The sequence below is a fragment of the Aquimarina macrocephali genome, from assembly GCF_051627225.1.
Lineage (GTDB): Bacteria > Bacteroidota > Bacteroidia > Flavobacteriales > Flavobacteriaceae > Aquimarina > Aquimarina macrocephali.
This window is the reverse complement of record NZ_CP151795.1, coordinates 2,040,152-2,063,695: the sequence shown is the minus strand read 5'-3', so window position 1 is coordinate 2,063,695 and position 23,544 is coordinate 2,040,152. Positions and strand designations below refer to the sequence as shown.

Here is a 23,544-nt window from a genome sequence, read left to right as displayed (position 1 = left end):
AATTAACAACATCGCATTGTTAAGGTATGTATATCAGATATCACAATAACGATCCCGCTAAAACCAGTAATTATGATTAAAAAAAGTATCGCCGCGAAAAAAGTTAGTGTGTTATTGCTATTTTTTATAGTCAATTTTTTGCTGTTTCCCACGATCACTATGGGGCAGCATCGATACACGGGAGTCTCGGATCAGAATCAGACGGGTTCGAAAGGAATTTCAAGCAATGGTCTGGTAGCATCTTATGATTTTGAGACGTATACCAGTACTGGGTTGCTGAAAGATTTTGGTCCTTTTGAAAATCATGGTAAAACTTTGAGAAACCTCGACACACTAGGTCCTATAAATAAAGCTCGTAAATTTTCTACTCTCGCAGATATTGTGGTTCTTCCCGATCATACAAGTTTTGATCTTGATGGTCCTATTACCGTAGCAACCTGGATGAAGGTTTCTACTGCAAACCTACATCAACATATTTTAGCGTGTAATGATAAGTTTGTCCTTTGGATTACAAAATCAAATAAGTTTAAGTTTGCAGACACGCAAGGAAATGCTTTTACTACATTAGAAGGAACAGTTAAGACCGATGGTTGGCATAGTGTAGTTGCTGTATGGTCTGGAACCAAAGGAGATACGCTTTCTAAAGATAACATCAAAATATTTGTTGATGGTGTCCAGATGGACGGTACTTATAAGAATAACTGGAGCCCCAGTACTATGCAAGCCAATAACGCATGTGTTATAGGTTCGACACTTCATGGTGCTATACCGCATCAGGAATTACCTTTTGTAGGAGCAATAGACGAACTACAGGTCTTTTCTAGAGTTCTTAATGAGAATGAAATAAAAATACATGCAACAAAATAGCAAATAGATTACTATTTGATTGTATTAAACCTCACAGGCTTGTGCTGTACCTGTTTCAGTATTCCTGTGAGGTTTATGTTTTTATTTTCCTTGTGTACATATTGTCCAAAATTAACAAACATGCTCTTTAGTATTGCTATTACTTTTGCCATATAAGTAAAAAGCATGAAGAATTTTACGTTTCAAAAATACTGGTACTTAGGAGTTTTAGGGTGTATTGGTTTCTACACGTTCTCAGGTTTCGAAAACCCTTTTTGCAACTTGGGGTCAACAGGTTGAAGCAAATAGGCAAAAACGATCAAAAATAATCCTTATATTTAATAGCAATTAATCTTATAACAATTATAAGGTATTCTTGAAATTAATGTCAAATATGGAATCCAGAAAGCAATTACTGAATAGGATTATTGACATGAATAAAGATGGTGTCTCTAGATTGGATATTAGTTTTGATGCAGATTATTTAAATAGTTTATTGGCCAATATCTATTCTCCTGGACCTTCATTTCAATATATACTTAATATGGTAACTAAAAGTTTCGAATACGTAAGCAATAACGTAACGGAAACCTTTGCATTTTGTTCTGAAACTTTCACTTTGGAAGATTATACTCGATTAATTATACAAGAAGATCTCGACCACGTGGTAAATTGTGAAAAAATCGCCGGGTATTTCCTCTTTAAGTTCATAAAAGGTTCCGAAATTCCATTTTATAAGGTTTCCTATCAAGTTAAGATGGTGGATAGCACAAATAGCCCAGCTCTTTTTCTCAGGCAATCAATAGCTATTTCCTATGACGATGAATATAGAATATCAAAGGTCTTTACCAATCAATCCAGAATAGACCATATAACAAAAGTAAACAATGGAAAAATTTCGTTTATTGATATAAGAGGGATCAAATCCTACTACAACATATCCAACATATCTGATTTGACCAAATCTCCCCAGAACAAAAAGACACTTACGTCAAGAGAAATTCAAATAATAAAATTGATTGCAGAGGGCTATTCCTCAAAAGAGATAGCAGATCAGCTTTATATTTCGTACAATACCGTAAGAACACACAGAAACAATATTATAAGAAACTCCCATTGCGCTTCTATGCCAGAAGTAATCTCCTATTCTATAAAAGAAGGCCTTCTATAAATACGCATTTTGCAGTATTGTGATTTGCAAAAAACTTTTAAATCTTTGTGTAAACACGTGCAGGTTAAAATCCTGACAACGATTCATAGTAGAGCAGAAATAATTAATCATTAAAAACTTTAAGATGGCAGATACACATGAGCTTTGGAGCCACGGCGTCACAGTAGTTCCACAACATACTCCTCACTTAACTCAAGATGACAATGGCCTATTTATGGCTCCACTTAGTTGGGGCACTGTTGTTCGGCAAAATAACGGAACGTCAAACTGGTTTCACATACCGATACCAACACCTGCAATCGTCGATGATTGGAGAGCAAAGGCGTATCATGCCTTTTTGTCCGTTCACGTTGAGGATCATGCAGAAATTGAGAAAATAGAAGTCCATTCCATAGTTGGACATAATGGAAATCAACCAATTCCCCTCAACAATGTAACTAGCTTTGGGCTCAGAAGTTTTAAGGACATAGTTAAACTTAATCTCCCCGATAGACCAGTATTTGGGCCGATGGTCATAAGTGTATTTGTAAGGTTTGATGGAGATGGCACTGCTGAAGAACGCTCAGTATTATTTATCGGCGCAGGTGTATCATTCGAAGAAGAACGATAAGTTTCAGTCCTAACCAGCCGTTTGGATTTATTAAAACACCGGAAAAAGCAATTGATATACCCAAGGTCAGTCGACGCAACACATGCATCAAAACGTTCGGCTAGTGTTTTATAGTCTAGCGTTCATCTAAAAAAATAAAGAAAATTTTTCATTCCATTCCTGCACTATCTTTGACGCCACTAGCGAGACGCTAGCGGGAGCGAAGGAACTACAGGTCTTTTCTAGAGTTCTTAATGAGAATGAAATAAAAATACATGCAACAAAATAGCAAATAGATTACTATTTGATTGTATTAAACCTCACAGGCTTGTGCTGTACCTGTTTCAGTATTCCTGTGAGGTTTATGTTTTTATTTTCCTTGTGTACATATTGTCCAAAATTAACAAACATGCTCTTTAGTATTGCTATTACTTTTGCCATATAAGTAAAAAGCATGAAGAATTTTACGTTTCAAAAATACTGGTACTTAGGAGTTTTAGGGTGTATTGGTTTCTACACGTTCTCAGATGTGATCGATTATTACCATGGTCATGGTTCTATTTGGGGAGTAACAAACCTGTTATGGTTTCTTTGGTTTTTATACTTCTTACCAGAAAACCAACTACAAAAATGAATATAGAAGAAATTGTTTTCCTTTTCCAGACCTCAGAGATACTAGACTATGTAGCGTATTTCTTTATCATCAATATAGCGCTTATCTTTTTTGAAATTTGCTTAGACTTTTTTACCAGCAAGGAACGAAGATGGAAAGATACAGGAGCAAACATCATTATATTTTTTCTTGGGCAATTATTAGAAAAAACAGCCTTTGGTACTATCGGGATCATTTGCCTCCTACCCTTTTATCATCTTTCGCCATTTGAGATTCCTATGAATGGCTGGACCTGGGCGTTAAGCTTGTTGGCTGCTGATTTTACATACTATTGGATGCACAGGCTAGAACATGAGCATCGTATTTTATGGGCCAATCATAGTGTGCATCATTCTTCTGAAGATTATAACCTAACAGTATCTATGCGATTAAGCATTATAGAAAGTGCAATCGAGTGGATTTTTCTTATCCCGATGATATTAATTGGTTTTAATCCTTTTCAGGCAATAGTTTCATTAATTTTTGTTGCACAATATCAGACATGGATACATACCGAAAGAATTTTTAAACTAGGCTGGTTAGACGAAATATTTAATACTCCATCTGTGCATAGAGTGCATCATGGCTCAAATGAAAAATACCTTGATAAAAATTATGGTGGGGTTCTTATACTATGGGATAAACTATTTGGCACATTTCAGAGAGAAGAAGAAAAAGTGATTTATGGATTAACCAAAAACATAAATTCTAACAACCCCATCACTATTAATTTTATTGAATATAAAAATATATGGAAAGACGTAAAGCAATGCAGAACCTGGATTGATCGATTTAGAATCATCTTTGGTAGTCTTATATGGCGCCCTTCTTATTTTAAAAACCATAAAAAAACAATACATGACAACTACAACAATAGCTAACAAACTAGTAGAATTGTTACGAGAAAAAAAAATTTTGGAGGCTCAGCAACAATTATTTGCTACAGATGCAATAAATCAAGAACCTGATTTGTATAAAGAAAAATCAGTAGTAGGTTTAGAAGCTATGATTCAAAAAGAAAAGCGTTTTCTTTTGTATATAAAAAAATGGAATCATTTTGAAGTTTCAGAACCATTAGTGAGTGCACATCATTTTAGTATACGAATGATCACAGATGTAATCATGGTAAACAATGATAATATTGCTATTGATGAGATCATTATCTATGAAGTGAGTGATGGAAAAATCATAAAAGAGCAGTTTTTTTATCATTAAATTTATTTAGAAGGCAAATTCTGTTCTATTTTTTTAAATAACCATTACATTTCTTTGTTAGCGTTATCTAAATAAATAGTATGAAAAATCATTCATTATCAATAGTATATATATGTCTTTTGATCTTAATTATAGGGTGTACCACTTCTAAAAAAGAAACCGAAAAAGTTGTTGAGGAAGAATACACTACCAACGATCAAAATCCAAAATGGGTAAGTAGCTTAATCACTGCATATAGAACCCTAAATGAGAATCAAAGTATTGAGGCAGCTAATCAACTATATGAGGCGGCAGAACTTATGCCCAAGAAAAATTGGGAGATCTATTTTATGGCAGCAACTATTTATGCTCCCAAAAACAAAAATGACGAAGCGTTTCAATCCTTACATAAAGCTATACAAGCAGGGCTTAGAGATTCTGTATTAACAGCAACCTATCCCGGCTTATCTAATCTAAGAAACGACTTAAGATGGAATACACTACTACATACTATAAGTAATAATAGAAGAACGTATATACAAGCTATTAAAAACCCAGAGCTATTAAAAGAATTGGAAGAAATGTGGGCACAGGATCAACTTGCATTATCTCTATATGAAGAAAACACAAAATCTCTGGACAGCAATGCTTCTGCAGAAGAATACCAATTACTCTTTAAACCCGTCGAAGACCGATGGGAAATAAACAGGAATAAGCTCGATAGTATAATTGATATTTATGGTTGGCCCGGAAATAAGCTTGTGGGAGAAGATGGAGCAAAAATAAGTTGGGCAATACCACAACATTATCCTGATGTTTTTTTTAAACAAAAGTGTCTTTCTCTAATTGAAAAAGCAATGAAGAAGGGAGATATGGATCCCAATCATTATGCAGAACTTAATGATAGAATTGCTCGAGATACCTGGCAAAAACAAATCTATGGAGCAAGCATGGCGCAGGATGCTCCTCACCCTATTAAAGATCCAGCTAATGTGGATAAAAGAAGAACAGCATTAGGGCTTCTGGAACCTATAGAGGTATATGCATATTTTCACGGCATCAAATATCAACGCCCTAGTGCAGAAGAAGCTAAGATAGCATTAGCAACCTCACATCAAAAAGCACAACAAAATTTTGAAACCTTTGAAAAACTTATAAATCAGAAAAACATTGATTCGGCAAATACACATATTGCAAACGCAATATCATTTTATGGAGAACTTAGTAATGAACAACTTTATCAGGCGTCATTATATCTTGCTCCATTCGAGAATAGCCGTTCTAAACGGATCTGTAAAAAAATTCTGAAAGTTCTTATCTGGAGAAAATGGGAAGGTAGATTTCAAATAGCTAAACAACCAGAATTTGTTTCATGGCATAAAAAAAAGGAATGGTTAGAGATTACAAAACTCCTTCAGAAGAGTCAATAATTATTGTTTTTAACTCTTAAATATCAATTTCTTCAAGATCTAAACTATCAAAGAAAATATCAACATCAAAATCATTCTCAAAAGCCAATTTATAAAACATCTTGGCTTTTTCTTCATCTTTATCGACTTCCTCTCCCATAATATACATTGCAGCCAATTGTCCTGCTGCTTTACCATGACCTAGATTAGCTGCTTTGGTATAATATTCTATGGCCATATTGGTGTCTTTTGGTATAGTTTCGTATCCTGTAGCGTAGTATGCTCCCAGATTATAGATTGCTCTGGTATTATTTTTTTCTGCAGCTTTAGTACACCAATCCAACGCTTTTTGTACATCTTGTTCTACCCCTATTCCCTGGGTATAATAAATACACAATTCGAACATAGCATCTGCGTTTCCTTTATTGGCGGATTCTTGATGTGCTAATAAAGAAGCTTCCGGATTTTCTTTATATGCATACCCTTGATATAGCATATAACCTTTTAATAAATATAATTCTCCGCTAGAATCTTCTTTCTCCAATTTTCTAACTAAACCGATGATATCATTAGCGGGTATAGATGTGAGATTAGCAAAATAGGCTATTCTTATATATTTTATCCACGCATCGATGTCATGTCCCGATTCTGCAGCCAATTTAAAGTAAGAAACCGCTTTCTCTGCATTTTGATCGACACCAATACCCTTATAATAAATCATACCTAATTCGTACCAACCAGCAGAGTTACCAGAATCTCCTGATCTCGTATATAGGTCAATCATTTCATCAACCTTATTGATATCCAATATCGCAATCATCAAATCTCCCCTCTCAATTTTTTCCTGAATTTCCTTAGCCTTTTGATAATCTGTCATAGTAGTATTTATTTTATACCAGTTATAGTTTGAGTTTACTGTAAAAGAAAATAATGATTTTTTTCTTTATATGAATTATAAAATTCAAACATAGCATCAGCTACGGTTTCATTTTATAATGAAATAGAAAGGGAAAAAGGGTGTTTTATTGTAGTAAATTCAAATTGTAAATGGTATTAGTAGTACAACAAGCAAAAAAACATAGTATCCCTATGAATATCGATAGTAATTTCATTTGTGTTTTTTTGATTTGAAGAATTCCTGGTTTCATTTCAAATATAACAATAAAAAAAGAGCAGGTTCTTAATAAAAAAAACAATCAGACTGCCTCAAATAATTTTCCTGGCAGAGGTTTCACAACTCCTTTTAGTTCCTTATTAGGTAAAACAGAAGCAATTTTAAATGTAAGGCTATAACGTCTAACAGCTCTTTTCCGTTATTGGTTAAAAAATGATAGATTTTCTTTTCTTACTCATCTAACTTAATGAATAGTGGTATGACTATTATTTAATTAAATTTTCAGTAATAAATTCTTCGAATTTCTCAAGAGCTTCCGGCATATTTTTTCTACCAAAACCTATTCTAAAAAAACCTTTGTAATCATAAATTTCTCCTGGTAGTAATAGTATATTTTTTTTCTTTATAACTCTTTCAGAAAATGCCATATCATCCTCATCAAAATTAATTTTTACAAATCCAATTGGACCAGAATTTGGTTTGTCCCAAGAGAATAAATCAGAATACTTAATAAAAAAATGGTCGAGCAGTGCTATATTTTTTTCTACTATTTTAAGATTTCGCTCTAATATTGATTTTCTATTTCTAAGACCTATCCCTGCCAGAAATTCACTAGGTCCCGAATTACAGATTGTAGTATATTCTTTTAATATTTCTATGTTTTCTATTATTTTTTGACTTTTGGTAGCTATCCACCCAATTCTAAGTCCTGGTAAGCCATAAGCTTTTGACATTACACCTAAAGAAACTCCATTTTCGTATATATCAGCAAATGCAGGGATTGTATATTCAGGTTTGTGTTCTAATTCCCGATATACTTCATCACAAAAAATAATGATGTTATTTTTTCTTGCTATCTCTATTATTTCTAGTTGTTCTCTTTTAGAGAAATGAAACCCTGTTGGATTATGTGGCGTATTTAGGTAAATTACTTTTGTTTTGTTACTTACAAGCTTCTTTAAATCATTTATATTAAACACAAACTTTTTATTCTCATATCGAACTGTCCAATCCAAAACCTTGCACCCAATACTTTCTGGAATAGATTGTACTGATTGATAACAAGGAAATTGAACAATTACCTCATCCTCGGGCTTTAAAATTGCTTGTGAGAACAAAAAAATAGGTTCTTGTGCTCCTGCACACACCAATAGATCATTTGGTGTTATAGTATTATATAACGAAGAAATATCTTCTCGTAAAAAAGGATTTCCTTTTGTTTCTGTATATCCAAGCCATAAATCCTGAAATTTTTCTAGTGCTCCATTTTCTAAAGAAAGTACGTCACGAACAGACATCGATTCACAATCAGAACTACACAGAAGATATTCGGCAGTAAATTCATGAATAGTATAAAATCTTTCAAGTTTAAATGGTTTTATGGTCATGTCTTAAATGTATTAGTCATATTATGAAATACCAAAATTAATACCATATCAAGATTACTAAGGAGAAAAAATTGCTAATTTTAAATCAGTATTTAGTCTTGCATAGAGCATGTTTAAACATACTCTTATTCTGAACTATTCTTTTAAAGTATTTTACATCTTTGAAACCAACAATATCGCTAATTTCGGGAACAGAAAACGCTTCACTTTTTAATAATTCAAAAGCTTTTTGAAGTCGTAACTCAATCAAATATTTATGTGGTGTATTTCCCATTGTTTCTTTAAAGCACCTAAGAAAATGATATTCAGACATACATGCTATTTTGGATAAATGTGATAGATTTACATCTTCTCCATAAGAACAGTGTAAGTATTCTTTTACTAAATTAATGCGTTTAAATATTTCTAGCCTGGTGCTTTTTTTTCGATATTTCAAACTATTGGCTTGAGTATATATTCCATAGTTTAATCTTATCAATTCTTCTACAATTGATATGTGAATTTCATCAATTAAAAATATCGAGGATGGCTCTGACAATTGACTTAAAAGTCGAGTAAATAATTGTTTAAGCAGCTTACTTCTATTTTGCCTAAATTCAAAAAAACTCATATTTACCAGAGTATAGTCAGGATTAGAGAGGAGAAAACTTTCTTCTTTAATTAAACCCGCAAATACTTGTTTATCCAAATCTTTCTTAAAATATATGGACAGAGAATCTACTTCACAATCAGAATCAATTATACTAGAGTAAGAATGGTTTTCGTTTATAATTAAAATTGATCCTGGATTAACTTCTATTGGAACTTTATCTATAATATACCTTTCTGATCCTTTTAAGGTTGCTTTTAAAGATAGTGGTCCTTTTTTATCTATATAAGCAATAGATTTACTTTTTGCTTGCAATAAAATATTTTGCTCCCACAAATTATTATAAAAAGAACCTGTACTAGCATTTGGATCCGGGAATTGAGTACAGAGCATTATTCTATATACTTTTTATCTAATAAATATAGCCATATTTCTGAATACCTATAAACTAATATTTATTATTTTAAGATATAACTCCAAATCGTTTATTTAATAATCATTTCTCGTCACAAAACATGGTTACACTCCCAACACAAGTAAAAAATCATAAAAGAGTTATTAGATGTAATATCATAGATTGATCAGACTGCCTCAAATAATTTTCCTGGCAGAGGTTTCACAACTCCTTTTAGCTCCATATTAAGTAAGACAGAAGCCGTTTTAAATGTAGGGATTTGGCATTGTAAGGCTATGACGTCTAACAGCTCTTTTCCGTTATCGGTTAAAAAATTATAGATTTTCTTTTCTTGCTCATCTAACTCTACAAATAGTTTTTTCTGTACGGCAGGTTGTTCATTTTCATCAAGTTTCCAATTAAGCATATACATTAGATCAGCAGCACTGGTAAGCATATGGGCACGCTGGGTCTTTATCAACATATTACATCCCTTGCTTAAAGGATCATGTGCTCTACCTGGTACTGCAAATACATCCCGATTATAGGAATTAGCAATATCTGCAGTTACTAAAGAGCCACCTTTATCAGCACTCTCGATAACAACAGTTGCCTCACTAAGTCCTGCAATAATCCGATTACGGCCAAGAAAATTTTTGCGATCAAAAGTGTCTGTGCTCCAAAAATCTGTGAAAAACCCACCATTTTCCTCGATCTGAGCAACATACTTCTTATGAGCTTTAGGATAAATTTGATTTAAACCATGCGCCAGACAACCTACAGTTTGCAAATTATGCTTGACCGCTGCGCGTTGTGCTGTGATATCTACACCATAGGCAAAACCAGATACAATAACTGGGTTTACAGGAGCCAGTGTTTCTATCAATTCTTCACAAAACTGTACTCCATAACGAGTCACCTGACGAGTACCTACAATGCTTATGATTTTCTTGTGTCGAAGATCAATATTTCCCGAACTAAACAATACCACCGGACTATCAACACAATGTTTCAACCTTTCTGGATAATCTTGTTGATCATACACCAGGCAATTGATATTATTTTCCTGTACAAATCGTAGTTCGTTTTCTGCAGTTTTTCGATATTCAGGATTATGCAAATCTTTGATTTTCATTTTTCCTATTCCGTCAATTTTGAGCAGATTATTTGTTTTTTCGGTAAGTACTGCTTCTGCATCACCTACTTCACGTATTAATTTTTTGATAGAACTATCCCCAAGATTGGTTACTTTTTTAAGGGTGAGTAAAGCCAGAAGTTTTTCGATGGTCATGTAATAAATTGTAAGTCAGTGCAAGAAACAAAAAAAAACGAAACTGTTAATAAATTCAGCAGCTAGAGTTTAAATGACCTCCATTTTTTTATACCTTTGGGATAATTAATTTTCACTAACAAAGAAAGCATATTTTAAAAGGGGTAATGAATAACACAGCTAACTACATAAGCGAATTATTATATAGATATGAATGCATAATCTTACCAGGTTTTGGAGCATTTTTGACCAGACGTCAACCTGCTACAATCCAAGATGGTACTAATGCATTTTATCCTCCTCAAAAATTAATTTCTTTTAATAGTCAATTGAAAAACAATGACGGCTTGTTAGCTAATTATATTTCATCTGCAGAAAACATCTCATATACAGATGCTGTTGCCAAAATCCAACGTTATGTTTTGTCTCTTAATGAAAAGATGGCAAACGGACAACGTATAGAATTAGAGAAAATTGGTTCTTTCTATACTTCTGTAGAAAACACATTACAATTTGAACCTTTACAAGAGGTAAACTATCTTACAGAAGCTTTTGGTTTACACTCTTTTGCATCTCCTGTAATTAAAAGGAATGTTGAGATCAAGCGCGAAGTATATAAAGAGAATGTAGAAGCTATTGAGAAAGTAATCCCGCTTACATTTACTCCAGAAAAACGTCGTGAACGTCCCTATTTGCAGTATGCAGCTGTTGCAGCAATCGTATTGGGAATTGGTGGGTTTTTTGGTTTGAAACAAGTTAGTGATACTAATGTAAGTTATAATAATAAGGAATGGCAAAAAGCCAATCAAGAAATTGAAAATAGAATACAGGAGGCTACTTTTGAAATTTCAAACCCGCTCCCTGCTATTAATCTTACTATTACAAAAGGTAAAGAAGATAACACTTCAACTCCTGAAGTATCTAAAACTGTATCAGGAAATTTTCATATTGTAGCCGGCGCTTTTAGAATTGCATCTAATGCAGATAGTAAAGTGCAAAAACTTAAAAACCAAGGATTTAATGCTCATCTTATTGGAGTAAATAGATATGGTTTACATCAGGTAGCATATGAAAGTTATGAAAATCGTTCTGAAGCGATACAAGCTTTAGCCAGAATTAAAAGAGAACAAAGCCCTAAAGCCTGGTTATTGATTAAAAAGTAATCCAAAAATCATACTACAATTATATAGTGTAAGTATTCTGTCGCGACCGCAATAGAATACTTTAAGATGAAGTTTAAATACTCATGAATTAATACCATTTATAATTTTCTCATTATGGTATTACCGCATATCTTTGCAAAAAATTTAAAATTGCATGGAATCCAGACATCCTTCAGAATCTCTTACTACTTTAACCGATTTGGTACTAACAGGAGAAACCAACCCTTTAAATAACTTATTTGGAGGAGAACTTTTAGCTCGTATGGATCGTGCAGCAGGAATTGCAGCAGGTAGACATTCTCGACGAATTGTGGTAACTGCTTCTGTAAATCATGTTGCTTTTAATAAGGCTATCCCACTAGGTAGTGTTGTAACCGTTGAAGCAAAAGTTTCCAGAGCTTTTAGATCTTCGATGGAAGTATATATAGATGTTTGGGTAGAAGATCGCCAGAGTGGAGATAAAACTAAAGCCAATGAGGCTATCTACACCTTTGTTGCTGTAAATGAAAGCGGAAACCCAGTAGCCGTACCTTCAATAACCCCAGAGACAGAGCTCGAAAAACAAAGGTATGATGCCGCTTTACGCCGTAAACAATTGAGTCTGGTTTTAGCAGGAAAAATGAAGCCTAGTGATGCTACAGAACTAAAAGCTTTATTTATATAGATTGCTCAAAATTACTCCTTGTTAAAGGATATCAGATCTTTTTAAATATTACTATTGCATTATGACCTCCAAAACCAAATGTGTTATTCATAGCAATATTGACAGTTCCTGTTATAGCTTCTTTTGTAATAATATTTAGCTTTTTTGGAATTTCATTCGCAATAGTATTTGTATTAATGGTCGGTGGAACAACCCCTTCGTTAATTGCTTTAATACATAATATACTTTCGATTGCACCAGCGGCACCAAGTAAATGACCAGTCATAGATTTGGTTGCACTGATTTTAAGGTTTTTGGGTGCGTTTCCGTAAATTTTTGTGATTGCTTTGATCTCACTTAAATCTCCAACAGGAGTTGAGGTAGCATGCGTATTTAAATAATCGACTTCTTCAGGGTTAATTTGTGCTTCATTCAAAGCAAGCTCTATAGCTTTTGCTGCTCCAAGCCCCTCTGGATGTGTTGCTGTCATGTGATATGCATCAGCTGTCATTGAAGCACCTATGATTTCGGCATAAATTTTAGCTCCTCTTTTTTTAGCATGATCAAAATCTTCTATCACTAGTGCTCCTGCTCCTTCTCCCATTACGAAACCATCTCTTTCACTATCAAAAGGCTTTGAAGCTTCACTTGGGTTATCATTTCTGGTAGACATCGCTCTCATTGCATTAAATCCACCTATAGAAGCTTCTGTAATTGGTGCTTCAGACCCGCCGGTTATAAATATTTTTGCCTTCCCAAATTTTATGTAGTTGTAGGCATCCATTATGGCCGAATTTGAGGTAGCACAAGCAGAAACCGTAGTATAATTAATCCCCATTAGTTTAAATTTCATAGAAATCATTCCTGAAGCCATATTCGATATTAATTTAGGCACAAAAAATGGATTAAATCGAGGGGTATTACTATTTGCAATATACCCTTTCACTTCTTCTTCAAAAGTATTCATACCTCCTTGTCCTGTACCCCAGATCACTCCAATATCGAAAGGAGATATTGAATTTACATCAATTTTAGAATCTTCAAACGCCTCTGTTGCTGCATATAATGCATATTGAGTAAATAAGTCGCTTTTTCTAATTTCATTTCGTTCCAAGTATTTTTGTGGATCAAACCCTTTAACTTCACAAGCAAACTGAGTTTTAAATAAAGATGGATCGAATTTCAAAATTCTTGCAGCTCCACTTTTAGCATTAATCGCATTATACCAAAATTCTTCTACAGAATTCCCAAGAGGGGTTATAGCGCCTAAACCGGTGATTACAACTCTTTTTTCTTTCATATCAATACAAATTATACTTACTAATAAGTAAGTTTAAATGGTTAAAAAAATTATATACTCTTCAATATTGAAGCTTTAACAGATTTTAAAATATTTTTCTGAATGACTTTATCAAGGATGAGGGATGAAAGTAAAGCTGCAATAACCACATCGGTTTTTTCATCGGCCGTCTCAGTAAAATTAAATTCCTTCTTTTTAAGACCTTCGTTAAGTACGTCTTGCATCCAACCACGAATTTCCTCACTCATCTTTGTTAGTGAAATCTGCATATTTTCTGGCAAAGATTCATAAGAAGAACCCAATGCTCCTACCAAACAAACTAAGTTAAGCGATTGGTTTTTCTCATAAAGAGCAATAAAATTCTTTAGTTTCTCTTTTGGTAAACATTGTTCCCATTCTATATATTTTTTCTTAAACGCATTTCTTGTTTTAAGAATAATTTCTTCTCCCAGGTCTGACTTTTTCGGAAAATGATAATGTACCGCAGCATTCTTTATTTGTAATGGCACAGATATATCCTTATAACTAAAAGCATTATATCCTTTAGTTCTGATTAGCTTTTCTGCCAGATCCATTATTTCTATTCTTTTATCAGACATAATTTACAAATATACTTACTAATAAGTAAGCAAACAAGAAGTGAAGATATAAAAATCGTTTCTACCTGATTACCTACATCTTGTAAACCCAACTTTGCGGATTTAATCGTTTTGCATTTTGATAGATTAAGAACTTCATAATCGTTCTACCAGTCGTTGGGTTGGTACGTACCTCACCTATTGCTTGTTTGGTAGTTACCTTTTGACCCTCTTTAACACTAATATTCTCGATATTATAATAGGTAGTAATATAATTACCGTGACGAATCTGCACCAAACGACTCGCTCCTTTTAGTTTTTGAATAGCAATAACCTCTCCTTCAAAAATAGCTCGTGCACGTTCTCCTGATCTCGTTTCAATTTCTACCCCACTACTATTGATTTGTATATTCGGGAGCGTAGGGTGAGGCTGACGGCCAAATTTCTTTGTTATTCTTCCGGTTCCAACAGGCCAAGGTAATTTTCCTTTATTAGATGTAAAATTATCGGCTAATATTTTGGCTTCGGCAGTAAGGGCAAATGTTGTTGCAGATCCTTTTTTGGTTACTTTTTTACCTGCTTTCTTATTGGCTTTAGCTATGGCTTCTCTAATCAACTTCTCGATTGCTTTGTCAATTGCACTGGCTTGTTGTTCCTTTACCTTGATTTGCTTGGTATAGGTTCCTTGTTTTTTCCGAATAGAAGACATCAAAATTTGTTGCTCCTTTTTCTCTTCTTTAAGCTTACTCTGTTCCTCACGATTCTCTTCGATCAGTACTTGTTTTTCTTTTTTGTCCCTCGACAGATTTGTATTTAAAACCTGAAGTGCCCTGGTATCGTTTTCTATTCGTCCTGCCTGTTCTTTACGATGTTCATTATATTGTTTCATATACTGTAATCGCTTATAGGCTTGAGAAAAATCAGAAGAAGAAAGTAAAAACATAATTCTACTTTGGTGCGATTTACTCTTATAGGATTTTGTAATCATCTTAGCATAATCCTTTTTAAGTGCTGTAAGTTCCTTACGGTACGCTTCTATTTTTTTAAAATTCGTATTGATCTCTCTGGTCAATAAATTAGCTTGTTGATTGGTAACTTTTATTAGATTTTTACGCGTCCCTATTTGTGAGTTGATAGTTTCTACTTCATAAAGAACAGAACGCTCTTTACGTTTGTTATTAGCACGTAGCTCTTTCATTTGTTCAATCTCTTCTCTAAGTCGTTGGCGCTCTTCTTCAAGTTGCTGTTGTTTGCTACTTTGAGAAAAAACTGGACTACAGATTACTAATAAACCTACGAAAAATATACCCTTTAAAAACCTCATTGAATAGTGACTTGCTTATACCCTGATGGTATTTTAAACGGAAAACTCACCTTAGCATTGTAATCTACCGTTTTATAATCTATCCCAATCATGGTTTTTTCTTTATCCTGCAATGCTTCAATATAAATTTCTTTAGGAAAATCTTGATTTCCTACTTTTTGATAGCTTTGATAATTAATTGTTAGATCTCTATTTTCTATAGGTTGTTTTAATCGTTGCGAGGACATTTTAAAGGTATCTGGGTGTATTAAAAACAATCGCTCAAAAAGTGCCAATTCTGTTTTAGGTTGTAATCGATATACTTTTCCAGTTATCGAAGATTTATATTTATCGTCCCTTAAGTTAAACAACGCTTGTCCTAAAAGCATCTGTTGTACTTTATTATAATCCAGGTCTGTACCCAACCAATCGCTTAGCAGTTTAAAATCTCCTTCGAAATAGGTGTTATTAATTTTCTCGTAATAGCTTACTTTTTCTGGTGTTATTAGTGCCTTTGCCAATGTAATGCCCAACATCTTTACGCTAACCCAAATGGTTTTATCTTTTTCGATTCGCAGCGTAGCATTAGGGCTATAAGATTGTTTACCATTATCGTATTTTACTTTTATACGAGTATTAAGTGTTTTAAAATTAAAAGATCGATTATAGTGATTTGCAATTACTTTTTCTGCATTTAGTTTTTTAATGCCAGACGTACTTATCGCCTTGGTTCCCTTACAAGAATTAAGCATCATCATAGCAATGCACAATAGATAAAATATTCTGTTCATTACCCGCTTACGATTTTTTCTGAAGTTGATTTGCTTTTTGTTGATATTCTGAGGCTTTTGTAGTGTTTCCCAGGTTGCGATATGCCTCACTTATTTGTTGATAAAAGTCTGATTCCATCTTTAGATCATCTATCACATAATCTATACCTATATTTAGAATTTCAACAGCTTCTGCCGCTTTTTCGAGATGAATCAATGCTACGCCATTGGCCAAATAGAAAATAGGTTGTGCAGGATACATTTCTAAAGCTAATTCGCTTCCTGTCTCTACTTTTTCATATCGCTTTAAGTCTAGTTGTAATAATAAGATCCTTTTTAGCAATACAAAATCATTGACATTACTTTTTATTCCTCGTTCATAAAAATTGAGCGCTTGCTCTTTTTTGTCTTTTTTATAATAATAATGACCTAATTCTGTAAAAGCTTTTCCATTATTTTGACCATTAGAGAGTAATGTAACAATACTCGTTAATTGAGATTCGTATTGTGGGTTCTTATCTAGAAACGGTAAAAAATCATTAATTACTTTATATTTTGATTCAATATCTATTTTATTACTTTTTAAAGCAATTTTCATTGAATTGATGGCTTGTTCAATATTATTTTCTTCAAGATAAAACTTATATAGTGCTAGATGTACAAATTCTGATTTTGGCTTTTTCTTCAATAGTAATTTAGCCGTTTCAAATGCTTTCTCTTTTTGATTATCCTTACTATAAAGATAGATCAGGTTTAAATAATTCTGTTCTACTTTAGGTTTTTCTTTTATCTTTTTCTCTAGTCTACTAATTTGACCATTTGGATTAATAATTTTTGAAGAGATCCTTTTTCGTAATCGATTGCGATATTCATCAGTTCCAAATTCATCATCTAGTTCATCAAGAACGATTAATGCTTCTTCATATCGTTTTTCTAGAAAGTATAAATTTGCTAATTGCTCTTTGAACATAGGGTTAAATGCGACCAATTTTTCGACTACTCCTATTGATTCTTGATATTTTCGTTGTTGGAAATAAACTTCAAACATAAGTTCGAGAATAAACCTATTATTAGGTTTACCATCTAATACTTTTACGAAATTATCTTCTGCACTCTGAAATCGTTTTAGTTCTAAATAATTCTTACCTAATTCTAGGTATAAAAAATCTGGTTTTGGATCAATCGCGATACATTTCTCCAGGGCTTCAATTGCCTTATCGTAATTGGTAATCGCTTTTTGTTTTAAAGCTTCAAAAAAGTTCTCTTGAAATTCGTCAGAAACATTTCCAAGGTCGTCAATATTTATCTCTTGTTTAGGCTCTATATCCTGAGATAAGACCGCATTATTTCCACTCCATAAGAATAGACATAAAAGACATATATGTTTCCAATAGTTAATCATAAATCGTGTTCTACAATACTGGTATTGCATCATAAATTATTCCAAAACAGAATAGTCTCCAATACTTACTGTAGTGAAGTTTCCGTCATAAACAGCATTGTTTCCTATCATAGCATTGTCTAAGGTAGCATTTTTTATGACAGTTTTGGTCTGAATCAGACTATTTTTGATTGTAGCATTCTCAATTGTACACCCTTTTCCTATCGAAACATTAGGTCCAATAGTAGCATTTTTTAACGTTACTCCTTCACCCAAATAGCATGGAGCAATAACCGTTGAGTTTTCTTGAATAACTTCATTGCTAACCAAATGTTCTCCATCTTTTTGTAAAAACCCTAGCATTCTGGTATTTGTTTCAACAGTAACATTTTTGTTTCCGCAATCCATCCATTCATCTACCTGTCCGGTTACGAATACTTTTCCATTACTCATCATTCTTTTAATACCATCATTTATTTGGTATTCTCCTCCATTAATAATGTTATTATCCAGAACATATTGCAATTCGTTTTTAAGAACTGCCACATCTTTAAAATAATATATACCTATTACCGCCAGATCTGATACAAACTCTTTAGGCTTTTCTACCAATTCTACAATCTCGCTTTTATCATTTAGTTTTACGACACCATAGGCTTCGGGTTGATCTACTTGCTTCACCCAAATTACAGAGTCTGCATTTTTATCGAGATTAAAATCCGCTCTGATTAATGTATCTGCATAAGCAATTACTGCAGGTCCAGACAAAGATTCTTTGGCACACATAATGGCATGTCCTGTCCCCAAGGGTTGATCTTGTCTATAAATAGATGCTTTTGCTCCCAGGCTTTCTGCCAATGTCGTTAAACTTTCTACCACATCATCTCCAAAAAACGCAGGGTCACCCAATATAAAGGCTATCTCCTCAACTGGTTCTCCTAAAACTTTAGCAATATCAGACACTAACCGGTGTACAATTGGTTTTCCGGCAACCGGAATTAATGGTTTAGGAATTGTAAGTGTATGAGGTCGTAATCTCGATCCTCTTCCTGCCATTGGTACTATGATTTTCACACGTTTAAATTTTAGTAGTTACTAAATAGAAAATTAATGCTAATTGTTATTTTATTTAACTCCCGTACTCCCAAATCCTCCTTCTCCTCTTGTGGTTTCAGATAATTCTGTTACCTCAATCCACTCTCCTCGTTCATGTCTTGCAATTACCATTTGAGCTACTCGTTCTCCATTCTGAATGGTAAAATCTTCATTCGACAGATTTACTAAAATTACTCCTATCTCTCCCCGATAATCTGCATCTATTGTTCCTGGTGCATTAAGTACTGTAATTCCTTTTTTGGCTGCTAATCCACTACGTGGACGTACTTGTGCTTCATATCCCACCGGTAACTCTATAAATAATCCAGTTTTTACAATTGTACGCTCTAATGGTTTTAGGGTTACTGATTCTGTTATATGTGCTCTCAGATCCATTCCTGCCGAAGCAATAGTTTCGTAATGAGGTAGATCGTGAGATGATTGATTAATTATTTTTATCTGCATATTGACATACTATTATCCTGTAAAAAAGTTATACTATTTTGCCGTAAAAGCTAAAAGTCAAAATTTTAACTGGATTTATCTTTTTAAAATTTGTTTTAATTCTTTCTTTTCTGAGGCGTACAAAATTACTAAAAACCCAAGTAACAATGGGATAGAAATTATATAATTACTATCAAAAACATAAAATGACAGAATTGAAAAGGTAATGGATATAGAAAGATACATTCCTATCTTCTTAAGATTATAAGGAATAGGGTAATACTTTTTGCCATAATACCATGATAATATCATCATAGCCCCATAAGCAGCTAGTGTTGCAATAGCTGATCCAAGGTAGCTGTATTTTGGTATTAAAATAAAGTTTAATACTAATGTAATTATAGCGCCTATTACAGAAATATATGCCCCAAACTTAGTTCTATCGGTAATCTTATACCATACGGAGAGATTATGATATATCCCAAGACAGAGATTAGCCAATAAAATTATAGGAACAATTTTAACGGCCTCCCAATATGCTTGATCTCTTATAATAAAGTCTTTTAATACATGTACAAAAACGACTACCCCAAGTAAAATAACCGCTCCAAAAGCTACAAAGTATTTGGTAATTCTGGCATAGGTTTCGGGGGCATTCTTATTTTCGGAGTAGTTAAAGAAAAATGGTTCTATTCCTAATCTAAATGCTGTAGCAAACAACGTCATAAATAATGCAAGTTTATAACAAGCCGAATATACTCCAACTAAATGATCAGCTACATCCTCTGGCAACAAAGAATCCAACAAAATTCTATCAAACGTTTCATTAATAGAATATGCAACTCCTGCTATAAGAATCGGAAAAGCATAATTCATCATTTTTTTCCAAAGGACTCGGTTAAAGCGATATTTAATCTTACTATAGAAAGGGATCAATAATACCAATGTTAATCCACTCGCAATCAAATTAGAAATGAAGATATAATTGATCTCATAATTCTCTATGGTGATACTCTTTAGTATCGAAAAATCTTTTGATAACCCTTTTAAGTATAGTAACAGAATGATATTCAATCCCAGATTAACGATTACATTTACAATCTTAATCAATGAATAGCGCATTGGCCTTTCATTTGCTCTTAGCCATGCAAAGGGGACAATTACTAAAGCATCTAATAAAAGAATCCAGATCACCAAAGTAATGTAATCAACTCTTATATCAGTAAGTATTGCTATTTGGTTTTTAAATAGCAAGGCTAAAACAAAAAAACAAAATGATGATATCACCAAAGATATTGCAGATGTGCTTACTACTGCATCTTTATCAGATTCTTTATTAAAAAATCTAAAAAAAGCGGTTTCCATCCCATAAGCCAGTATAACATTAAATAGCACGAAATACGAAAATATAATAGAAATTTTGCCGTATTCTCCAGTTGGCAACAAATCTGTGTATAGAGGGACTAAAATAAAAGACAACATACGTGGTAGTACTGTTGCCAGCCCATAGATAAAAGTTTGCTTAAAGAGTTTCTGAAATATACTCAATTGGTGGTGTACTTATAGCTGTAAAAATACAATTTTTTGTCTTACGTATTGCCATGTTTTTCTTACCAACGAACTCGTTTAAACTTTTTTAGTCAATTGAAAAAATTTAAACGAGTTCGTTACTAAAAACTACTTCTTAACGCCTAAAATATCATCAATAGTATTTATAGTGACAGAATGATAGTTTGGTCGTGCTTTCTCATAAATAAGTAATGCTACTTTTGTTTTATTGTTTCGTTGATACGCTTTAAAAATAGTAGAAACATACCAACGACGTCCAACAGTAATAAGAAAGTCTTCAATTTTTTTATCTATATCATTACCATGGTAATCATGATTTATTGATTGTTCGTACCAAACCATTGCAATATAAGAATTGGTAGTATTCGTTAGATTAAAAGCTTTATCAAACATTGCTAAATGTTTTTTATTTATATCTTTTGGAAAATTACGAACAAAATACACCCATTCCTGAGTTGTCCAGTTTTCGGTAATTTTTACATCTACTTTATTATTTGCAATAAATTGTGTTAACGCTTCTAAGACCTTATCAAATTTATCAGATTTTGCAACTGCTTGATTATCCGGAACACCTGCTTTATAAATCCACTCTCCAGCGTTAAACTTAATATCGTCTTTAATCAATAAATTTTCATTCAAAAAAACAATGAATTTCTCTGTGCTTATGGTAGAGAAGGCATGTGTTTGAAAGTAATTGTTAAGAAATTTATCAAATTTATCACGTCCCGCTGCTTCTTCCAACGTTCTTAAAAATAAGTATCCTTTCTCATAGGCAATACTATTCATACCATCATCAGGATTTCGTCCTTTTAAGTTCAGTTTTAGTTTAGTCTCATCTGGTGTTGCTTTAAAACCTTCTATTTCATCATCCAAACTTTGTCTACTAATTAATGCTAACATATTTGCCCTATCTACTCCATACAATTCTTCCATTATACGCGTTTCAAAATAAACCGTAAATCCTTCATTAAGCCAAAAATCATCCCAGGTTGAATTAGTAACCAAATTCCCTGACCAGGAATGTGCCAATTCATGTGCTATAACAGCTGTTAAACTTTTATCTCCTGCTATTAGTGTAGGGGTAGCAAAAGTCAAACGTGGGTTTTCCATTCCTCCAAAAGGAAAACTTGGTGGTAACACGATCACATCAAATTGCTCCCAAGCATATTTTCCATACAATTTTTCGGCGGCAACAACCATTTTTTCCATATCCGAAAACTCATTATGAACAGCATCTACCATAGATTTCTCAGCATAGACACCAGTTCTGTCACTAATTGCCTTATACTCAATATCCCCAACTGCCAGTGCAATCAGATACGGGGAGATAGGTTGTTTCATTCTAAATTGATACTCTCCATTTTCTGTTTTCTCTTTTGGATTTTCTGCACTCATTACTGCCATCAAATCCGATGGGACACTTACTGTAGCATTATACGTTATTCTAATCTGCGGACTATCTTGTATGGGAATCCAGGTTCTAGTCAATATTGCTTGCCCCTGAGTAAACAAGAAAGGATGTGTTTTATCAGCTGTTTGTTGTGGGCTTAACCATTGTAATGCTTCGGTTTTATTGGTGGTTTTATATTGAATTGTTATTGCTTTTGTGGTTTTTTGAATATCAATTTTTAGTGGTTGCCCCAGGTATTCATCAAAACTTCCTAATAAAAATTTGGTGTCAACTCCGTCTGCCTGTACATTCTCAATTTCCAAAAATTTAACATCCAAAATGATTTCTGAAGCATTATTATTTTCTATTTGATAAGTAGCACTTCCTTTAATGATTTCTTTTTCAAAATCAACATCTATATCTAAATCCAAATGTTTTATTGCGGCTTTATTTGGCTGCGCGAAAGAATGCGGTTCTTCTTCATACTTAGGCAAAGAAGTTTCCTGTTTCAATTCAATTTTTTCTTTTTTAGTATCGGCACAACTTCCTAGTAATAGTATTGCGCACACCAATAAAGTAATTACTTTTTTCATTTTCTATTTATAAATTTACAGTGTTGATTATTCTCCTTTATTCAAAAAATAGTGTTTCTGGTCATATATTGTTTCCCTAAATACATCAATATATGACTAGTTTTTCTTTACAATTTTTAATAGTACAGCAATACAATTTACTGACTCTTTCTGGTCGGATACGCTTGCAATTCTTTTTCGGGTACATTGCTTAATTTAAAATATCCTTTTTTACCATTTTTGGTATACGCAACAATGCACTCATTATCTTTAAGTTGGAAACGAGGTTTTTCTTCAACTGCCGGCAACTGGTTCTTAAACTCTTCTTTGGGGTCATCGCTCATACTCAAATCCTGTTTTCTAGATGGATAGGTATGATGACCTACATATACAAGTTCATTGGTTTTATGTCCCAGTTCTATCTTTTTTCCTTTAAAATATGCATGTTCTAATTGTACATCTGATTTCTCATTAACTTCTATATACAACATAAAACCAGAGCCACCACCTTCAACTCCGGCTATCCATTTCTGAAAATAAACATCTTTAAGCTCTATCGGAGTTTTCATATCTATTTGTTGACTACTGGCACATTGTGTACAAGTTATAAGTAGGAATAAAACACCAATTATTGTACTTATTGTTCTCAAATTTATCATTTTTGATATTTTAAGTATTGAAAAACAAAATTGATACCAAAAGCATAGCCTTGGTAATTTT

General features: G+C 33.2%; 23 protein-coding genes and 1 pseudogene. 9 read left to right on the top strand and 15 right to left on the bottom strand.

Going from position 1 to position 23,544, the window contains the following annotated elements:
* Window positions 1–72 precede the first annotated feature (72 nt).
* From AAFU52_RS09205 to AAFU52_RS09175, 7 genes are all read left to right on the top strand, one after another.
* The gene (locus tag AAFU52_RS09205) at window positions 73–867 is read left to right on the top strand and encodes a LamG domain-containing protein (RefSeq protein ID WP_438426215.1); all 795 of its coding nucleotides are present in this window, start codon (window positions 73–75) and stop codon (window positions 865–867) included.
* A 373-nt stretch (window positions 868–1,240) separates the two neighbouring features.
* On the top strand, window positions 1,241–2,017 hold the full coding sequence (locus AAFU52_RS09200) for a response regulator transcription factor (protein ID WP_438426214.1): 777 nt from the start codon (window positions 1,241–1,243) through the stop codon (window positions 2,015–2,017).
* A 124-nt stretch (window positions 2,018–2,141) separates the two neighbouring features.
* Entirely contained in the window at window positions 2,142–2,627 is a 486-nt protein-coding gene (locus tag AAFU52_RS09195; RefSeq protein WP_438426213.1) for a DUF6623 family protein, read from the top strand.
* 433 nt (window positions 2,628–3,060) lie between these two features.
* A complete protein-coding gene (locus AAFU52_RS09190) occupies window positions 3,061–3,240 on the top strand; it encodes a hypothetical protein (RefSeq protein WP_438426212.1) in 180 nt (59 codons plus the stop codon).
* Entirely contained in the window at window positions 3,237–4,139 is a 903-nt protein-coding gene (locus AAFU52_RS09185) for a sterol desaturase family protein (RefSeq protein ID WP_438426211.1), read from the top strand. The genes AAFU52_RS09190 and AAFU52_RS09185 overlap by 4 nt, the downstream gene beginning before the upstream one ends.
* The gene (locus AAFU52_RS09180; protein WP_438426210.1) at window positions 4,117–4,473 is read left to right on the top strand and encodes a SnoaL-like domain-containing protein; all 357 of its coding nucleotides are present in this window, start codon (window positions 4,117–4,119) and stop codon (window positions 4,471–4,473) included. The genes AAFU52_RS09185 and AAFU52_RS09180 overlap by 23 nt, the downstream gene beginning before the upstream one ends.
* Window positions 4,474–4,553: 80 nt before the next feature.
* A complete protein-coding gene (locus AAFU52_RS09175; protein WP_438426209.1) occupies window positions 4,554–5,882 on the top strand; it encodes a DUF6624 domain-containing protein in 1,329 nt (442 codons plus the stop codon).
* A 16-nt stretch (window positions 5,883–5,898) separates the two neighbouring features.
* Here AAFU52_RS09175 and AAFU52_RS09170 read toward each other — a convergent pair whose 3' ends face one another.
* The 5 genes and pseudogenes from AAFU52_RS09170 to dprA all read right to left on the bottom strand — a co-directional run bounded on the left by AAFU52_RS09170 (window position 5,899) and on the right by dprA (window position 10,637).
* Window positions 5,899–6,738, bottom strand: coding sequence for a tetratricopeptide repeat protein (locus AAFU52_RS09170; protein WP_438426208.1), 840 nt, complete (start codon window positions 6,736–6,738; stop codon window positions 5,899–5,901).
* A gap of 319 nt (window positions 6,739–7,057) precedes the next feature.
* Window positions 7,058–7,206: pseudogene (locus AAFU52_RS09165) on the bottom strand (DNA-processing protein DprA); the annotation flags it as partial.
* Window positions 7,207–7,241: 35 nt separating this feature from the next.
* Window positions 7,242–8,363 carry an aminotransferase class I/II-fold pyridoxal phosphate-dependent enzyme gene (locus AAFU52_RS09160; RefSeq protein ID WP_438426207.1) on the bottom strand — a complete coding sequence of 374 codons (1,122 nt, stop codon included), beginning with the start codon at window positions 8,361–8,363 and terminating at the stop codon, window positions 7,242–7,244.
* A gap of 85 nt (window positions 8,364–8,448) precedes the next feature.
* Entirely contained in the window at window positions 8,449–9,345 is an 897-nt protein-coding gene (locus AAFU52_RS09155) for a helix-turn-helix domain-containing protein (protein ID WP_438426206.1), read from the bottom strand.
* A 188-nt stretch (window positions 9,346–9,533) separates the two neighbouring features.
* On the bottom strand, window positions 9,534–10,637 hold the full coding sequence (gene dprA / locus AAFU52_RS09150) for a DNA-processing protein DprA (protein WP_438426205.1): 1,104 nt from the start codon (window positions 10,635–10,637) through the stop codon (window positions 9,534–9,536).
* A 146-nt stretch (window positions 10,638–10,783) separates the two neighbouring features.
* Here dprA and AAFU52_RS09145 point away from each other — a divergent pair, with 146 nt between their 5' ends.
* Window positions 10,784–11,779: an SPOR domain-containing protein gene (locus tag AAFU52_RS09145; protein ID WP_438426204.1), complete on the top strand. Its 996-nt coding sequence runs from the start codon at window positions 10,784–10,786 to the stop codon at window positions 11,777–11,779.
* 154 nt (window positions 11,780–11,933) lie between these two features.
* On the top strand, window positions 11,934–12,443 hold the full coding sequence (locus AAFU52_RS09140; protein WP_438426203.1) for an acyl-CoA thioesterase: 510 nt from the start codon (window positions 11,934–11,936) through the stop codon (window positions 12,441–12,443).
* Window positions 12,444–12,474: 31 nt separating this feature from the next.
* Here AAFU52_RS09140 and fabF read toward each other — a convergent pair whose 3' ends face one another.
* The 10 genes from fabF to AAFU52_RS09090 form a co-directional block, all read right to left on the bottom strand.
* Window positions 12,475–13,722: a beta-ketoacyl-ACP synthase II gene (gene fabF / locus AAFU52_RS09135; RefSeq protein WP_438426202.1), complete on the bottom strand. Its 1,248-nt coding sequence runs from the start codon at window positions 13,720–13,722 to the stop codon at window positions 12,475–12,477.
* A gap of 50 nt (window positions 13,723–13,772) precedes the next feature.
* Window positions 13,773–14,321, bottom strand: a complete 549-nt coding sequence (locus tag AAFU52_RS09130; protein ID WP_024769766.1) for a TetR/AcrR family transcriptional regulator — start codon at window positions 14,319–14,321, stop codon at window positions 13,773–13,775.
* A 73-nt stretch (window positions 14,322–14,394) separates the two neighbouring features.
* On the bottom strand, window positions 14,395–15,624 hold the full coding sequence (locus AAFU52_RS09125; protein ID WP_024769767.1) for a murein hydrolase activator EnvC family protein: 1,230 nt from the start codon (window positions 15,622–15,624) through the stop codon (window positions 14,395–14,397).
* Complete coding sequence (locus AAFU52_RS09120) at window positions 15,621–16,394, bottom strand: DUF4292 domain-containing protein (RefSeq protein WP_438426201.1); 774 nt, start codon at window positions 16,392–16,394, stop codon at window positions 15,621–15,623. The genes AAFU52_RS09125 and AAFU52_RS09120 overlap by 4 nt, the downstream gene beginning before the upstream one ends.
* A gap of 7 nt (window positions 16,395–16,401) precedes the next feature.
* Complete coding sequence (locus AAFU52_RS09115) at window positions 16,402–17,775, bottom strand: tetratricopeptide repeat protein (protein ID WP_438426200.1); 1,374 nt, start codon at window positions 17,773–17,775, stop codon at window positions 16,402–16,404.
* A 36-nt stretch (window positions 17,776–17,811) separates the two neighbouring features.
* The gene (locus tag AAFU52_RS09110; protein ID WP_438426199.1) at window positions 17,812–18,828 is read right to left on the bottom strand and encodes a sugar phosphate nucleotidyltransferase; all 1,017 of its coding nucleotides are present in this window, start codon (window positions 18,826–18,828) and stop codon (window positions 17,812–17,814) included.
* Between the two features lie 51 nt (window positions 18,829–18,879).
* Window positions 18,880–19,314 carry a dUTP diphosphatase gene (gene dut / locus AAFU52_RS09105; RefSeq protein ID WP_024769771.1) on the bottom strand — a complete coding sequence of 145 codons (435 nt, stop codon included), beginning with the start codon at window positions 19,312–19,314 and terminating at the stop codon, window positions 18,880–18,882.
* Between the two features lie 75 nt (window positions 19,315–19,389).
* On the bottom strand, window positions 19,390–20,841 hold the full coding sequence (locus tag AAFU52_RS09100) for an oligosaccharide flippase family protein (protein ID WP_438426198.1): 1,452 nt from the start codon (window positions 20,839–20,841) through the stop codon (window positions 19,390–19,392).
* Window positions 20,842–20,970: 129 nt separating this feature from the next.
* The gene (locus AAFU52_RS09095; RefSeq protein WP_024769773.1) at window positions 20,971–22,845 is read right to left on the bottom strand and encodes a hydrolase/aminopeptidase; all 1,875 of its coding nucleotides are present in this window, start codon (window positions 22,843–22,845) and stop codon (window positions 20,971–20,973) included.
* 137 nt (window positions 22,846–22,982) lie between these two features.
* The gene (locus AAFU52_RS09090; protein ID WP_152538511.1) at window positions 22,983–23,393 is read right to left on the bottom strand and encodes a hypothetical protein; all 411 of its coding nucleotides are present in this window, start codon (window positions 23,391–23,393) and stop codon (window positions 22,983–22,985) included.
* Between the last annotated feature and the right edge of the window lie 151 nt (window positions 23,394–23,544).